Origin of the sequence: Rhodococcus sp. AH-ZY2, from assembly GCF_030916465.1 — a bacterium.
Classification (GTDB): Bacteria; Actinomycetota; Actinomycetes; order Mycobacteriales; family Mycobacteriaceae; genus Rhodococcus; species Rhodococcus ruber.
This window is the reverse complement of the sequence record NZ_CP126459.1, coordinates 23381-38543: the sequence shown is the minus strand read 5'-3', so window position 1 is coordinate 38543 and position 15163 is coordinate 23381. Positions and strand designations below refer to the sequence as shown.

Annotated in this window: 17 protein-coding genes; 15 read left to right on the top strand and 2 right to left on the bottom strand. The window is 64.5% G+C overall.

Features of this window, described 5'->3' with window-relative positions:
• Nucleotides 1–634: 634 nt before the first annotated feature.
• From QNA09_RS27185 to QNA09_RS27130, 12 genes are all read left to right on the top strand, one after another.
• Entirely contained in the window at nt 635–2638 is a 2004-nt protein-coding gene (locus QNA09_RS27185; protein ID WP_308072592.1) for an ADP-ribosyltransferase, read from the top strand.
• Nucleotides 2639–2693: 55 nt separating this feature from the next.
• The gene (locus QNA09_RS27180; protein WP_012476975.1) at nt 2694–2882 is read left to right on the top strand and encodes a hypothetical protein; all 189 of its coding nucleotides are present in this window, start codon (nt 2694–2696) and stop codon (nt 2880–2882) included.
• A complete protein-coding gene (locus tag QNA09_RS27175; protein WP_308072590.1) occupies nt 2879–3970 on the top strand; it encodes an ADP-ribosylglycohydrolase family protein in 1092 nt (363 codons plus the stop codon). Before QNA09_RS27180 ends, QNA09_RS27175 begins: the two co-directional genes overlap by 4 nt.
• A gap of 102 nt (nt 3971–4072) precedes the next feature.
• Nucleotides 4073–4669 (top strand): hypothetical protein, encoded by a 597-nt coding sequence (locus QNA09_RS27170; RefSeq protein WP_147430447.1) that lies wholly within the window; start codon nt 4073–4075, stop codon nt 4667–4669.
• A gap of 123 nt (nt 4670–4792) precedes the next feature.
• The gene (locus QNA09_RS27165) at nt 4793–4966 is read left to right on the top strand and encodes a hypothetical protein (RefSeq protein WP_158455956.1); all 174 of its coding nucleotides are present in this window, start codon (nt 4793–4795) and stop codon (nt 4964–4966) included.
• A 351-nt stretch (nt 4967–5317) separates the two neighbouring features.
• Entirely contained in the window at nt 5318–5851 is a 534-nt protein-coding gene (locus QNA09_RS27160; RefSeq protein ID WP_248957631.1) for a hypothetical protein, read from the top strand.
• Entirely contained in the window at nt 5848–6195 is a 348-nt protein-coding gene (locus QNA09_RS27155; RefSeq protein WP_012476979.1) for a hypothetical protein, read from the top strand. The genes QNA09_RS27160 and QNA09_RS27155 overlap by 4 nt, the downstream gene beginning before the upstream one ends.
• 281 nt (nt 6196–6476) lie before the next feature.
• Entirely contained in the window at nt 6477–7268 is a 792-nt protein-coding gene (locus QNA09_RS27150) for a DUF6884 domain-containing protein (RefSeq protein WP_308072587.1), read from the top strand.
• Nucleotides 7269–7296: 28 nt separating this feature from the next.
• On the top strand, nt 7297–7698 hold the full coding sequence (locus tag QNA09_RS27145; protein ID WP_260783040.1) for a hypothetical protein: 402 nt from the start codon (nt 7297–7299) through the stop codon (nt 7696–7698).
• A gap of 44 nt (nt 7699–7742) precedes the next feature.
• The gene (locus tag QNA09_RS27140) at nt 7743–8102 is read left to right on the top strand and encodes a hypothetical protein (RefSeq protein ID WP_248957629.1); all 360 of its coding nucleotides are present in this window, start codon (nt 7743–7745) and stop codon (nt 8100–8102) included.
• A gap of 243 nt (nt 8103–8345) precedes the next feature.
• Nucleotides 8346–8801 (top strand): hypothetical protein, encoded by a 456-nt coding sequence (locus QNA09_RS27135; protein ID WP_121209338.1) that lies wholly within the window; start codon nt 8346–8348, stop codon nt 8799–8801.
• A gap of 398 nt (nt 8802–9199) precedes the next feature.
• Entirely contained in the window at nt 9200–9547 is a 348-nt protein-coding gene (locus QNA09_RS27130) for a hypothetical protein (protein ID WP_121209339.1), read from the top strand.
• Nucleotides 9548–9684: 137 nt separating this feature from the next.
• Here the strand turns inward: QNA09_RS27130 and QNA09_RS27125 are convergent, their stop codons facing one another.
• On the bottom strand, nt 9685–10383 hold the full coding sequence (locus QNA09_RS27125) for a class I SAM-dependent methyltransferase (RefSeq protein ID WP_308072585.1): 699 nt from the start codon (nt 10381–10383) through the stop codon (nt 9685–9687).
• Nucleotides 10384–10644: 261 nt separating this feature from the next.
• Here QNA09_RS27125 and QNA09_RS27120 point away from each other — a divergent pair, with 261 nt between their 5' ends.
• The 3 genes from QNA09_RS27120 (at nt 10645) to QNA09_RS27110 (ending at nt 13603) form a co-directional block, all read left to right on the top strand.
• Nucleotides 10645–10812, top strand: coding sequence for a hypothetical protein (locus tag QNA09_RS27120; protein ID WP_308072582.1), 168 nt, complete (start codon nt 10645–10647; stop codon nt 10810–10812).
• Nucleotides 10813–11156: 344 nt separating this feature from the next.
• Nucleotides 11157–12542, top strand: coding sequence for a cytochrome P450 (locus QNA09_RS27115; protein ID WP_308072594.1), 1386 nt, complete (start codon nt 11157–11159; stop codon nt 12540–12542).
• 77 nt (nt 12543–12619) lie between these two features.
• Entirely contained in the window at nt 12620–13603 is a 984-nt protein-coding gene (locus QNA09_RS27110; protein ID WP_308072580.1) for a GAF domain-containing protein, read from the top strand.
• 484 nt (nt 13604–14087) lie between these two features.
• Here the strand turns inward: QNA09_RS27110 and QNA09_RS27105 are convergent, their stop codons facing one another.
• On the bottom strand, nt 14088–15035 hold the full coding sequence (locus QNA09_RS27105; RefSeq protein ID WP_308072579.1) for a phosphatidylserine/phosphatidylglycerophosphate/cardiolipin synthase family protein: 948 nt from the start codon (nt 15033–15035) through the stop codon (nt 14088–14090).
• Between the last annotated feature and the right edge of the window lie 128 nt (nt 15036–15163).

The following is a 15163-nucleotide window of genomic DNA, read 5'->3' as shown; positions in this document are numbered from 1 at the left end:
GTGGGGGCGGGAGCAAATGAGGTCGCGCCGGCCGTCGGCGATCTCATCGCGGGTCTGACTGAGGTCGACGAGCTCCCTCCTGCCGCTAGCCGGCATGCGGACACAAACAAGAGTCCGGTGTGGGTTGTTACCGTTCCACTCGCGACCGATGGGGCAGACCTCGGCGGCCTTCCCGATAGAGCGTCTGATTGATGGGTAGCCGTGCCGATGCAGGGGTTTTCGATCCCGCGAAGACTGCGTGCCGAGTTGCCACAATACAAATTATCATTGTAATGTTGTGGTTGAGTTGGACCGGTGGATCGGTCGACGTCATGTAAGCGTGCGGGGCCGAGAGGCCGGCGCGAACGGGAGGGAGGTGAGCGATATGGCCGGCTGCGCACGTGCCGCGGTGAACCTTCGTCTCCTCCCTGTGCTTCCGCCCGTCCTCTGCGGCCGAATGCGCATGCAGGCCGGTAGGGGGGACGTGCCGTCTCCCCAGTACAATCCGGCTATGTGCCGCTCTAAATCTCATGGATCAGGCCGTCGATGCCCGGGTTGCGGGAGCTATAAAGCTGCTGCGAAAGCCAACGGAAATCGCCGACTTGCACGCGAGGCGCGCAGGAAGGTCGTCGAGCATCTGAAGGAACAAGGGTTGGTGGAGTCCGCAGCTGCCGTTCTGGCTGCGCCGCCGAGTGTTCTGAAAGAGTTCATGGAAGGGCTCGGAATCGACCCAGAGATCCTGGGCAAGACGCCCATGCCGAGCACGCACGCTAACCCTCCCAGCGCGAAACTGCTGATCGCACAGGCAAAGGCCGAGCGGGACAAGCTCGCGGCGCCGAAGATCACCCCGGCTCAGGCTGCTCTCGACGCAGCCGAAGAGAACGTCGCCGCGGCCGATCACGATGAGAACGAAGCGCGAAAGGCGGTCAACCGCTACCGGACCCGACTCCGCAAAGCGAAGAAGGAGCTGGAGGCAGGGACAGGTACCGCCGAAGCTGTCGCCGAGCAGCAGAAACTGCTCGATAAGGCCAAGGACGCATATGTCGATGCTCAACGGCGGCAGGCCGAATCACGCGACGACCTGGCGGCCGCGAAGTTCGGCATGCGGGAGGACATGAGCAGCGACGAAGAGCGCGACGCGTACTACGCAAGCCTCACCGACGACGAGGTCGCCGCGATCACTCGGTCGTACAACCGTAAGTACGCCGCTGAAGCAACGGCCGCCATCGCCGAGGGACCGGTTCTGGCACCTACCGGCGTCGCGCGTGACACCGACATCTACAAGGCCGGCACCATTCCGATGGAAACCGGATCGGGTGTTGAACAGGTCGAAGGCCGCTATCTCGACGGAGGAACCGCTATCGTTCGCCGCGGATACAGCGACTTCGTCGTCCTTCAGCGCAAGGGCGACGCGTATTACCCGGTGGCCACCGCGAACGGAAAACAAGATGCCCTGGCCAAGGCCAATCGCATCCCGATCCTCGTCGAACCCGGCGCGTTGCCCGAGGGCGCAACCGACATGCAGCGGCAGGCACACGCCATTCGCGGCGACGTACTGCTCGACGTCGCGCGCCAGTCGGCCGCCGGCAAAGCCCCCACCGCGGAGATCCAGCAGAAGATCATCAACGACGGCTACAGCGGCGCTGTCGAGAAGTTGACCGAGTCGGTCGGAGCCGGCCCGGTCCGTGCCGACATCTACGCCGGCGTCAAACGGCACAACAAGCGGCTGCGGGAGCAGGCTGCGATCGCAGCGGGGGAGAAGGCCCGCGCCCAGGCGCTGGCTGCTGGCAAGTCCACGGCGCAGGCCGAGCAGGCATACGTCCGTGCGCATCGCCGCGCGCTGGGCACCGAAACTCGTGGTGGCGGCGTGATTCCCCACTTCGACCACAAGATTCCGCCGGAGAGCTTGGGGGAGGAGAAGCACAAGAGCCTGTACCGCAGTGGGATCAGGGCCTTCGGCAAAGAGACCGCCGACGACTACGCGGTGATCCATCAGCGTGCCGGTGATCTGAAGGCGTGGGGGTTCTCGGTCAGCGGCGACAAGGTGAAGACCTCCGACCTGTCCAAACTGACGGCGCACAATGCCACGTTCGTGAACAAGGTGCTCGACAAGTCCGAACGCAACGCGCTGACGACCTACACCGGCGGCAGTTACCACGCGATCAACGCTGCAATCACCGGCCGTGATCCGAACCCTTCCGGGTCGACGAAGACCACGGTGTCGGGGATCGAGTCGGCGTTCGACAAGTTCAACGAGCACAACCCGAACATCGAGCCGATGACCGTCATGCGGGGCACCCGTGTGCCGAGCGGATGGAAGGGGACAGCCGCCGAGTACATCGACGCCACGTTCACGGTCGGATCGAAGATGCAGATCGGCAAGGTCACCAGTACGACGACCAAACAGGCAACCGCAAAGGGATTCGCCGGACATCCGCCGTACATGATGGTCATCCGTACCCGCTCTGGGCTGCCGGTCAAGTCGATCTCGCTGCACAGCGGCGAAGACGAGGTCATCGTGCCTACAGGCACCGATCTGCGCTGTGTACGCGTCGATCACCACGGTGTCCACGGCATGCCCACGGTGTGGCTCGTAGCTGAGGACCTGGTTGCCGAAGCCGATGGCGGTACGCATCCGCCGCTCAAGGCAGTAGCGTAAAACCATCATTGAACTGGGATGATGGCACGTCCCCCATCATGAGAGAGAAGGCATCATGAACTCGAAATTGACCGACGAACAGCTCGACGACATCCGTGAATACCTCGCCCAGGGGATGAGCCCGGACGACATCGCAAACTACATCGGCCGTGTCGCCGACCTCGATCTCATTGAGATCGAGTACGTGCGCACCGCGGCCAACGAACTCGAACACGAGAACCAACAACACGGGGAGAAGCCTTGACCGCACCTACTGCCGATCGTCCCGTTCAGCTCGCGCGGTACAGCAACGCACTGACCGGTCTCGCCGCCGGCGACGCCTGGGGCTACCAGGTCGAGTTCTCCTCCTACGATTCGATGCCGGCCTACCCGGTGCCGGCGCCTGCGGGGGAGTGGATCATCAGCGACGACACCCAGATGACCCTCGCCCTGCACGATGCGCTCACCGAGGTCGCCGACTTCGACGACATCGAGGCGGTCACCGCCGCCATCGTCCGGCACTTCACTCTGTGGAAGCTCGACCCCGACAACAATCGTGCCCCAGGCCGCACCTGCATGGGATCACTGTCGAACCTGAGTGCTGGTGCGCGCTGGTACGACCAGGACGGTGCACATGAATCTGCCGGCTGCGGGGCCGTGATGCGCTTGGTGCCGGCCGCGTTCGCTCCCGAGCCGTACTGGCGGGGACTGACTGCTCTCCAGGCGGTGATCACCCACAAGCACCCTCGCGCGATCGTGCCGGCACTGTTGCTTGCTGACGCGGTCCGGCACGCTCCCGAACGCCGCGGCCGATTCCTCGAGCACGCTCTGACCGAGGCCGAGCGGATCTTCGACGGTGTGAGCGAGTGGTTGACCGATCCCTACCTCGCCGATGTCCTTGCTCCCTACCGAGGGGACGTGTCATCAGTGCTGGTCGAGGGGTTGAACGATGATGTTGTGGACATCCTCGTCGCGGCCGCGGAGACGTTGGACCGCCTCGCGTTGGTGGACACGACCGAGTACGGCGACCCGTGCACGGGCATCGGCGAAGGGTGGGAGTCGGCCAGCGCGATCGCACTGGGACTCCTCGTCGCAGACCTGGCCACGCTGCGGGAAGACCGACAGATCAGCTCCGGGAATAACTGGGGTGGCCCGCAGGCGCTTGCCTGGGCGGCGACCAGCAACGGGGACTCGGACTCGATTGCCTGCATTGCGGGCGCACTTATCGGTGCCGCGCAGACGACGCCGGATTACTGGCGCCTCACTGGGCTGGCCCCGAGATTCGAGCCGCACTACGCCGCTGCGATCGAGTCGGCATCCTGCTGCCTTCCCGGGGATTCGGTGGTGCGCTGACCTGAGCGCACCCAGTAGGTGAAATGCGCTGTGTCCTGCCAAGGTGGCACATCCCCTCTTTGGTTCGAGTGGGCCCGAGGCATCACAGCGAAAGGGAGCGAATTGCAGGTCGAAGCAGTAGCAACGGGCGCGATGATGATCGTCGGCGGAGCGTGCGGGTTCGTCTGGGCGCCCCGCGTCGCTCCTCGATACGGCAGTGCAGCCGTTTTCTACGGGCGAGCCTGGTTGCTGATCCTGGCCGCGTTCGGGGCGCTGCCCGTCGTCTCGATTCTGGGGTTGCCTGCGCGGGTCCAGGACGCAGTCAGTTCGGTCGTGATCAGCATCGGTCTCGCTGCCGGCGTGTGGTTCCTCGTTCAAGGCGTGCGCACTCGCCGCGCGGAGTTCCGGGAGCAGCAACGTGATTGCCGAAATCGAGGTGCAGTCCCTCCGCGGTACTTCTGGTCGCCGTGGGCGATCTTCGGGTGGACTGCCGCGCTCGGAGGTCTGGTCGTCGTAGTGGGCGGAATGGCGGTGGCGTCGGCGATCGCGGCCATGCTCGGCTTCCAGACGCAGGAAGAAGTCAACAGGGCGTCACAGACGGCCGCGAGCGCCATTACCGCCGGAATCTTCGCTCTCGTGCCGGTAGCTGCGGCATTGGGTCTGTGGCGCTGGTGGCGTCTGCGCAGCGAACCCTCCGAGCTGCTGGTTTCTGTTTCCTGACACACTCAAGAATGGACCGCTGAACTGCGGTTATGGCACGTCCCCTTTCGGTGTCGACGATCGTCTGATGTCCCCTGGATGAGACTTACCGTCTGCGGTCGAACCGGGCGGCAGGAGAAAACCGTGAATCTCTCTCGCGCAGAGTACGGCCGCTGGGTTGTGCAGTCCGGCCGGATCTTGGCCGTGATTCCCTATGCCCATGTCAGTGCGCAATCGGTGATCGAGCAGATGTACTTCGGTCCAGGCGCACGGCGCCGTGCTGAGCGCTGGGTCACGTCGGAGCTGGCATCGCGCTGATGGGAAAAGGTGTTTGACCTGCTGCGACGTCACATCCCGCAGGCGTATGGGGTATTAGCTCCCATATGGATATGCCTCAATCTATCGAACATGTGTTCTACGCTAAGGGGCGGAGCTAAGGGGTGATCAGCTGTGGAGTCGAAGGTCGACACGATCGCGCACCTGCGAAACCGGATTGCCGCGATTCCCGGCCGGCCGAATGACCCACGTCTGCGTCCGTCGTCGACCGCGCGCGGGCTGCACACCGAAACAGCCCGGCCGCCGGCCCTCGGGGCGGCACGGGGAGTCCTCCCTGTCCCCGAACCGCTCGCGCCCCTGCTTCCGCACGGCGGACTGCTCCGAGGATCAACTGTGCACGTCACCGGCGCGACGGCTCTTCGGCTCGGGCTCCTGGCCTCGGTGACCGGCTCGGGAGGCTGGGCGGGGGTGATCGGAAGCCCCAACCTCGGATTGCTCGCCGGCGTGGAAATGGGAGCGGATCTCGCTCGATGTGCCCTCGTTCCCGATCCTGGTGCAGACCCCCTCGCCGTGGCCGCCGTGCTTCTGGACGGACTCGACCTGGTTGTTCTCTCGCTCGGTGGTGCCAGCATCCCTCCGAGTCGTGCACGTGCCATCGCCGCACGCACCCGCAACAACGGCGCGGTACTCGTTGTTGCCGACGGAAGTTGGCCGACCGTGGATCTGAACCTCGACGCTCAGGTGGCCGGCTATCGGGGTCTCGGCGGCGGAGACGGTGGCCGCATCACAGGGCTGGACCTGACCGTCGAGGCGCGTGCCAGGGGACGGCTGCCGCAACGAGGGAACATCACGCTCGCCGGCCACTCTGACGGTCTCAGATGGATTTCGCGACCGGCGGCCCCAGGAATGCTGAAGGTTGCGCAGTGACCGGTCCCGGACTCGACGACTGGGATGAGCAGTTTCCAGGCATGCCGATCCTGCGGCGGCCACCCGAACCCATCGAGGTGATGGTCGATGTCTCTCGAGCTCTACCTGCCGGCAGAGGATTCACTCGTGTCGATGGCCTGCCACTGCGTGTGAGGGCCGGGGGTATTCGGCTCGAATCGGTAATGCGAGCGACCCTGCACGCCTGGATCAGGGTCTGCGACGGGCGCTGGCTTGCCCAGGTGCGCCTTCCGGTGCGCTCCTCCAGCGGCCGCAGCGGCGCCGAGCTGTGGCTGTGGGTGGATTCCGTCTTCGTGTTCCCCGCGGGCGAAGGGGCGCAACTGTAGGCGAGTTGCCCGAAAAGCATCGCATCATCAGGCCGAGGCGCGATCATCGCACCCGCCCGCAATAGCCATGAGCTGCCCAGATGGCATGTCCCTTCGGTGTGGATCTCGGATGACATGGCGACGATTCGTCGAACCATCTGTCCATCCTTGGTCGATTCCTGATGTCACTTATCAGCTAGCGCAATCGAACCCGAGCTAGACAATACAAAGAAGTAATGTAATGTTGGTTTGGTTGGTGAGCGGTCGCCCCAACTCCAACGACGAAAGCAGCGCACAACGTAATGTCGCCGATCTACACCCCGACTTTCCGCTACGACGACCCGACTCTGACTCCGCCGGCCCCTGGGCGTGCCCTGATCGAAGACATCGGACTCGTCGAGTCTTTGCCGGGGATCGGTCCGAAGAGCGGCGGCGGATACATCGGAGTCCCGATCTCGATCGGACCCCTGCACACCCGCTTCCTCCGGCCTCACGACGGCGTCGAAACCACGTTGCCCAACACTGATCTTCGGCCGTGGCGCACCTCGTTCCTCGTCGCAGCCCACTCGCAGAACTGCTTCGACCTGCCCGACCGTCCCGGCTGGAACTGGCTGCGATGGACTGTCGCCGACCATCTGGCACACGATGCTGCCGCCGCGCGCGCGGACGAACCCCTGGTCATCGTGCCTTGCGGAGCAACGAAAGACCCGACCCCCTCCAAGATCCCGGCAGGGCAGCGCTACACGGGCACCTACCACCGACTCGGCCTGCGTGCGGCCGCCGCGCTCGCGGGCCCGAATGCCACACGCATCCTCTCCGCGCGCTTCGGTCTGGTACCGCTGCATCACCTGATCGAGCCGTACAACCTGCGCCTTGGCCAGCCCGGATCGATCACAGCAGAACGACTCCGGGAGCAGGCCGCCGACCAGGGGCTGCTCGACCATCGCAACGTCGTGCTGTTCGGTGGTCGCGACTACACCACGCTCGCGCAGCAGGTCTGGCCTCATGCACACACACCGTTGGCAGGCACGAAGGGCATCGGCGAACAGCAGAAGCGACTCGCAGAGATCGCCGCGTGCGGCCAGCTGCACTGATCATCACACCGACACACTTGGAGGATCTATGACCGAACTGCTGCCAGAAAGCCACGGAGTCGAATCAACCCAGGGCACTAGAACCGGCGCTCTCGCCTGTGGTGCTTTGCGTGACGTCACCTCCGAAGCCCGTCGCTTCGGGATCTTGCTGCCCACCGCAATCACCGATCGCGCCTGGAAGCACGCCATCGCGTGGCCGGAAGCCGACGATGCGCTTCGCTGCGAAACAGGCCGCGCCTGGACCGTCCTGGCTCACGCCGCTCGAGCGCTCCTGCGTGCGCAGAGCCTCGGCGCCGCCGGGCTCCAGCTGTTCAACTTCACCCCAGCGCCTGCCCTGGACGGAGAAGACCTGCTCACCCTCGGCGTCGAGATCGGCTCCGGCGACATGGGGGAGCCCGTCGTGACCATCACCACCGCCGCCGACCACTGATCTTCCACTCCGGCCTTCCGAGCGATCCCGAGAACGGAGACCCGATGCCCGATCGCACCCCCGATCCGCTGACCAATTACTTCCCGCCCAACTGGGATGACCGTCCCCGAGTGAAGCGGTGGAACGGTCATATTCGTCGCGAGGATTGGCTCCTCCGAGACAAAGAAGACCTCGTCAGCATTATCGAACTGCTCAGCCAGCAGGTCACCAATGCGAATCAGGATGCACTCGACGCGAGCTTTCTCGCCGAATGGCGCATCCATCGCATGCTTACGCAGGCAGGAATAGGTGCGCGAATCTACCTACAGTTGATCCGCGCACGTCACCGTGGACGCAAGACAGCACGAATCGAAGATCTTCTCAGCCTCGGCGCTAACCGGGAATGCCACAAAAAGGCATCGTGAACAGGCTAGATGACACGTCCCCTTCGATTCGGTTACACCCGGATTCGGCGACGACGAGCGGCAATCCGCGCGCGATTTGTACCTGCGAAGGTGATACGAGTTTGAGGTAGCTTCGATCTTGATCAACACTCCGATCCTTGATCCTGAAGGGGATGCTTAATGCTTGCTGGTTCGTCGGGGACTGCGGTCAGTCATTATTCGGACTGGTCAACCATTAATTGGATAGTCGGATATTCATGGCTCTTGACGGCGGTAGCGGTCGCGGCATTCGCGGTGACGATGTGGCTGGCCGCAGAAGACGAGTCGTCCATAGGGATTCGGGTGGGGTCTTTCGCGCTCGGCGCCGCCGCGGGCCTCATTCAGCTCCTCGCGCTGCGGGCCGTCGTCCGCCATATCGAACAGCTCAGATTGGCTGTCGGTCTGGCTCTGCTCGTCATCGTTGCTGTTGCCGGGCTGACCTATCTGGCCGCTCGCGCTCACATGAAAGGCCGGCACAATTACTACACCCCGGCGGTTCCGCTTCGCGCCTGGGTCGTCCCGGCGAGTGCCTCCACAACGCTGGCGATTGTTGTGCTCGTGATCGAATCGATTCGTCGAGTATCTGACCAACTGTCAATGGGAGCGGGTTCATTCGCGCTCGTGACAGTTGCTGCCGTGGTTTGGCTCGTCCTCCATCTGTGCACACCCGAAACGCGGTGATATCCCCGGAGTGTTCACCCAGTTGGTCGATTCCCAGTACGTGTGGTGCTATATCGACCGCACGTAGCGCCCCCCGGCTACGTGAGTAAGTCGCCCCTGTTGTCTGGCCTACCCCGCCACAGATGACAGGGGCGCGGTCATTTCAGGTGGTCGCCGGTGTTCTTCTTCGATAGCCGCCTTTCGGGGTGCGGTAATGGCGAAGTGGGGCGACGGGAGGCAAGGCGTACTCGTCGTTCAGGGTGCGTATCTGGATGAGGGTTGCAACTATGCAAAACTCTATTGTAATGTTGTGGAGTGTTCGGTGGTGCGACACCGCGAGGTTCTACGCCTCGGAATCCGAAACACCTTGGCGAGCAGACACTGCCGATCAATCCATCCGACTACCTTGAGGAGGGCGCATGAACGCCTACGCTGTCGAGATCCAGGCCAGCACCGGATACGAGTTCAAGAGCCAGACCTTCACCATCGTTGTCGACGCCCCCAAGGGTTACGACCAGGCCGAGCGTCGTGGAATCCGCCGTGCGATCGAACGCGCGACAGAGTGGAACGCCGAGCACCCGGAGGCGATCACTCCGCGCTTGACCGACACGAGCGCCTATCGCGTCGTCTCCATCCGCGCTCACGTCGACGACGTTGCAGTCGCTCCCGCGACTCCTGTCGTAGCAGGGCAGCACGGGGCAACCCTCGTTGTGGCAGTGGACCTGAACGCAGTCCTGGATGCCCTCGGCCAGCAGACGAAACGCTGACTGTTAGCTCGGGCCACCTGCCGCCTCACAGCTGTGCCCGTTGCGACCAGCGCATCCGCTGATACAGACACAGCGAAGGCCCCACGAGTTCTGGGGCGGTTTCAAGGGGCCTTCGCTGATTTCCATGTCTTACCAGGTCAGCGCCCGGTCCGGTGTCTGCGTGGACCCCGCGCAGCAAACACTGCGACGGTGCCGATCTCCTCGACCTCCACATTCTCGAACGCGGCCTCGAGCGCAGCCTCAAGTCCGCTCCGATCGTCCTGGCGGTTGCTGAAGATATTCGAGGCATCGTTGTAGATCGTGCTGAGCGCCTTGCCCGCGAGATTGTGTGTCACACCGCGGCCCAGGATCGTCGAACCGAAGAACACCCCCTCCTCGGCGGTGACGTCGGCGATGTGACCGAAAGCTACGCCCTTGTCCTGCCAGGCCCCCGGAACGCAGTGCATCACGAAGTTTGCCGCCACCGACTCGAATGGTCCGTGTTCGATGTCGATCGGTGCAAGAACGCTGCCGGTGTGCGCCGCCGCGACGATTCCGCGTTCGGCGAGGCGTCTCGAAGTGAGTTCCATCGTGGACGGATTCAAATCCATCAACGTGATCTCAGGCTCGGGGGTTGGGTACGTCGCGTTCTGGAGGTACCAGCCGGTGCCCGGTCCGATATCGAGATGGCGGCCGCTGAGATGGCGATCGTAGTGAGCAAGGAGTCGTTCGGTGGGGCAGCGCCAGACGAGGCCGTTACTCCACCGCAGAACGACCGTGTCGTACACGGCCAGCGCGGCTCTGTTGTAGAGCGCCGCACCGTCCTTCTCTGCCTGTGTGACTTCGTCCCGGGACATTGGATTCCTTCGCACTCGACATCGCCGGCCAGCTCTGCCGGACCGGACGATCCTAGTGCCGCGAGTGCGGCATCCGCGGGTGGGGCGGCGATCTGTTCCACCCCCCGCGAGCGGACTCCGGATCTGAAAACCGGAGGAGCCCAGCTGAGCTCGGCGCTGATCCGTGCTCACTTCGCGATGGCGACTCGCTGACGATAAAGTGTTCTCTGAACTGGGAAAACGGCACGTCCCCTTTCGTATGCCGAATCTGAGAGGAACATCGTGAAGGTCGGCGATCTGGTGAAGGTTCATCCCTGCGGGAAGTCTGTATTCACTGTCATCGAGGTTGATGAGGGCAGCGGCACTGCGTTCATCGAAGCGGTGGAGGACAGTCCGGGGAGGTATCCGTGGACCGCTCGCCTGTCCGAGCTGGTGCCCGCAGATGAATAGCGTTTCAACACGATCGGCTCTTGTAGGCCGAGAGTGCCAGGGCGGTCCCGCATCCCAGTTCGTTCCGTGAAGAATCAGGAGCGTGTCCCGCCGGTCTGAAAGTTCGGCTGAGTGCTCTCGGGGTGCACACAGAACGGCTCGTTGATCTGGGATGATGACACGTCCCCTCAGCCTATGTGAGCCGATTCGACGTGCCGCGACCCTGAGTCCCACGTCCGGTCAGGGATGCTGCGGATCGGGAGGGGGTACGGCACACTCTGCCCATGACTTCAGTGGGGAGTGCCCGGTCCGGTGAGTCCGCACCGACCAGCGAGGCAGAGGGAAGCGCCGGCGTAGAACCTCGGATGCCTCGGCCGTCGCGGCGGCTGCCGTTGCTCGGCGACGTGTTGCGTCTCGACCCGAAGCGACCGGTACAGCGCGAAATGCGGTTCGTGGAAGAACTGGGCGACGTCTTCGAGATCAGCATCATCGGCCGCAGGGTGGTCGTGGTCGGCGGCGGCGACGCAGCGGCAGAGGTCTTCGACGAAACCCGCTTCGCCAAGGCCGTGGTGCCCCCGGTGAGCAATCTGCGGGAGTTGGCCGGCGACGGGCTGTTCACCGCGTTCAACAGTGAGCCGGCCTGGGCTCAGGCCCACAACGTGCTGATGCCGGCGTTCAGCCAGGCATCGATGCGCAGCTACCACGACGCGATGGTCGAGTGCGTCGACCAGCTGTGCACCTACTGGACAGAATCGGCCGCACGCGCACCCATTGACGTCTCCTCCGACATGAACCGGCTCACCTTGGAGGTCATCGGCCGTACAGGATTCGGGTACAGCTTCGACTCGTTCGCTCCAGGCCGTCACCCGTTCGTCGAGGCGATGAGCCGGGCAATGTCGTACGTCTCGCAGACCGCGAACGATGTTCCTGTCATCCGGGAGATCCTGGGGTGGAAGGCGATGCGCCAGAACCCGAAGGACATCGCGTTGATGAAAGCCACCGTCGACGAAGTGATCGCCGCGCGGCGCAGCGGCGCGACACCGCGACAAGACGACCTGTTGCAGCGGATGCTCGAAAACCCGGACCCCGAAACCGGGGAGATGATGTCGGACCAGAGCATCCGCAACCAGGTTCTGACCTTTCTGATCGCCGGTCACGAGACCACAGCAGGATTGCTGTCGTTCGCCCTGCACTACTTGTCGCTCAATCCCGAGATCGTCGAACGGGCCCGGGAAGAGATCGAGCAGGTGCTCGGCACCGATGGTGCGCCGGTGCGATTCGAGCAGGTCGCCAAGCTCCGGTACGTCCGACGCATCGTCGATGAGACCCTGCGTCTGTGGCCGTCCGGCCCGGCCTTTTTCCGCAAGGCGCGGCAGGCGACCACTCTGGGCGGATATCCGATCCGCAAGGGCGAAACGATCCTGGTGGTGCTGCTCGCGCTGCACCGCGACCCCACACTGTGGGGCGAGGACCCGGAGCGGTTCGATCCGGATCGGTTCCTTCCCGCAGCTGTGCGAGCTCGGCCTGCACACGCGTACAAGCCGTTCGGCGTCGGTGCACGCGCATGTATCGGTCGTCAGTTCGCCCTACACGAGGCAGTGCTTGCCTTGGCGCAGATCCTCACGCGCTTCGACGTCGTGCCCATCACGGACTATGAGCTGACGGTCGAAGAGCTGCTGACGATCCGGCCCGAGAACCTGAAATTGGCCATGCAGCCCCGGGAGCAGCGCCGAATGCAGCACACCTCGTAAGAACGTAATCCTGGCTACACTCGCCCGTTGATCGAGATCAAATTGCAACAGGCGGGGGTCTGATGGGTACGTGGCATGTGATCGAGACGCTGACCGAAGGCGTAGCGACACTGGTGGCATCGGGGAACGAAGCGAAGGGGATGATCTCCACCAGGCGAAGCATCTCCCCAACGGCGGACATCCTTGTCGAACCGATCATCGAGCATGTACGCCGGACTCGTGAACCGTTCGACCGCGTCTTGCATTCAAAGCGCGCGAACCGCGCGTGGCGGTTCTACGCCTGGCCGATCATCGGGCCCTTCGGAGACGTGCACGGTATCCAGATGTGGGTCGGCGACCCGAAAGAGCCGATCGCAGAACGGCGGCTCACGTCGGGAGTGGTCTGGTCGACCACCGAGTGGCTGATTTATCAGACCTGGGAGTCCGGCGCGATGTCCGGCACCCTTCTCGAAGATTGGGTGCCCACTGCGTTGTCCTCGGACTACATCAACCGCGCGATCCACATGGAAAAAGAGCAGGACTTCTTGGAGATCGTCCTGACTCCGAAGCCGGATATGGCGCTGAGCACGTGGTTCTCGGTCCGGCACGATCACGGCCACGCGATGCAGTGGCAGGTCGTCCTGCGGCCTACCGCGGACGGGACAGCTGTGCGGGCGCTCTACCACGACTTCTCCGATGCCTACCCCCCGTCGATGCCGACGCTCGCCGAGCTGGGGCTGACGGAAGGGCTCGAGGGATCCAAGGTGCACGTCGCGCTGTTCGAGGCGCAGCGCGGTTCGATCACGCTGTGGATCGGCCGCGCCCCGGAATGGATCGAATGGCAGTACGCGCACCTGACAGGGCCGGTGGTGCACCCGGACGACCTGCCCGCCTTGCAGGACAGCGCGAAGCGAATCAATGCCGGAGAGGTCCCACGAACCGTGGACCTGGTCCAGTTGCATCGCGGCAACAACGAATGGGTGAAGTGCTCGGTGACGATGCGCCCGTTTCAGCTCGAGGACCGCCCTGCACACGCGGAGCTGACGCTCATCCAGGTTGTCCCCGCGGACGACCAATACTGAGCTCCCATCTGGAGTCACGGTGATGTCGGCGCGGATCGCGTCGGCATCACCGGCTCTCTCCGTGATGCTCGCGGTGCTGCGCAGCAGTAGAGGATAGAAGCGGGCTCGCGTTGTTCATGCACCAGCGAAGTTTGGCTGTACGGCCGGAACGCCGCGGCCACGAATCGCGCACATCCGGTGCAGGGGACGTGTCGTCGCTCCAGTTCAAGCGGTAATTCTGCGCTGCTCCGGTGCGGCAGGGTACTCGATGAAGGCGGCTGTCCGTCCGGTACGTGCGCGCGCGGACGCCGCACGCTCGAGCGGTACTTCGTCGTCGCCCCGGCCCTGGCATTACCGAAAGAGCACGCCAACTTCGACCAGTGGTGGACAGAAACCTTCGCCGCCGGGGGCGATGCAGCCGGCAGCGTAAGGCACGGGGGACGTGCCATTTACGCACGTCAGTGGGTGAACCGGGTAGACCCCCGGGTCCACGGTCCAGAGATGGTCACAGTGTCCACAGAGCCAGCACCGCGGCGCGCAGGCTCGCGGAGATGATGCGGTGGTCGCGGTGCAGGCGCGGGTTCGAGTGACCGCGGTCGGTGAGGATGCGCGCGGCGTCGGATATGGCGATGGGGTCGAGGTCGGCGCGGGCGCGTAACCGGTAGGCCAGTGCGTGGCGGGTGTGGGGGATGCGGTGTGGGCCGGTGGCGACGACGGCCGGCGGGTCCAGCCGCGTGTCGTCGTCGCTGATCCGGATCACGACGTCGCCGGGCTCGAGGCGGGTGCGACGGTCGGGGCCTGGGCTGTCCTCGCGGACCCATTCGGTGCGGTAGCGCGGGTCCGGCCCGCCCCTGCCGGGCGCAGGGGACATCGAGCTGGTCTCATCCTCGGTGGGTGTGTAGTCGCCCAGGTGTCGCAGGAACATCCGGCGTACGGGGGTGGGCAGGAAGTCGTGCTCGAGACGCGCGCGGCTGCCGATCCCGGCCAGGGGTACGACGCGGCCGATCTGCCAGATGGCGGTGGCACTGTCGAGGAACACCCCGTCGACCACGACGGTGTCTTCGAGCTGGTCGAGGAAGGCATGTGCGGCGGCGATGGCGCCGGGATCGTCGGTGATCAGCGCGGTTTCGTCGGCGAGGGTGGAGGCGTGGGAGGCGCTGGCCGGGCCGACGATCACCTTCTCTGCGGTGACGATCAGTCCGGTGTGCAGGTTCGCAGTCGACAGCACCTGCACCCCGGTCTCGAGGAAGTGGGCCAGAGCGGTGGGGGAGGTGGCGTGTGCGCGCACCGCGGGGCGGGCGGCGTTGACGATCAGCTGGTCCCCGGCGCGCAGCGGCAACAGGTCGGGCGCGGTGTGGTCGAGGTAGGCGATGGCCACGCGCCGGGGGCCGCGGCCACGTAGGGCCGCGGTGATGGCCGGCCAGGGGTGCGGTGCGTGCAGGACGGTGTCCACAACCGGTCACCCTATCCGCCGGCACGCTCCGGATGGGCCGGATGGCAGCCGCGCCGAGGTGTGCGTTTCCGGCGCCCGGCGGCGTGTCAGCCCAGGCCGGGGGACGTGTCATCAGTGCAGCTCAAAGC

Excerpts from the sequence above, each read along its gene's own strand:
- QNA09_RS27180 (WP_012476975.1), top strand. The coding sequence starts at position 2,694 with ATGAACTCGAAATTGACCGACGAACAGCTCGACGACATCCGTGAATAC.
- QNA09_RS27150 (WP_308072587.1), top strand. The coding sequence starts at position 6,477 with ATGTCGCCGATCTACACCCCGACTTTCCGCTACGACGACCCGACTCTG.
- QNA09_RS27145 (WP_260783040.1), top strand. The coding sequence starts at position 7,297 with ATGACCGAACTGCTGCCAGAAAGCCACGGAGTCGAATCAACCCAGGGC.
- QNA09_RS27140 (WP_248957629.1), top strand. The coding sequence starts at position 7,743 with ATGCCCGATCGCACCCCCGATCCGCTGACCAATTACTTCCCGCCCAAC.
- QNA09_RS27130 (WP_121209339.1), top strand. The coding sequence starts at position 9,200 with ATGAACGCCTACGCTGTCGAGATCCAGGCCAGCACCGGATACGAGTTC.
- QNA09_RS27125 (WP_308072585.1), bottom strand. The coding sequence starts at position 10,383 with ATGTCCCGGGACGAAGTCACACAGGCAGAGAAGGACGGTGCGGCGCTC.
- QNA09_RS27115 (WP_308072594.1), top strand. The coding sequence starts at position 11,157 with ATGCCTCGGCCGTCGCGGCGGCTGCCGTTGCTCGGCGACGTGTTGCGT.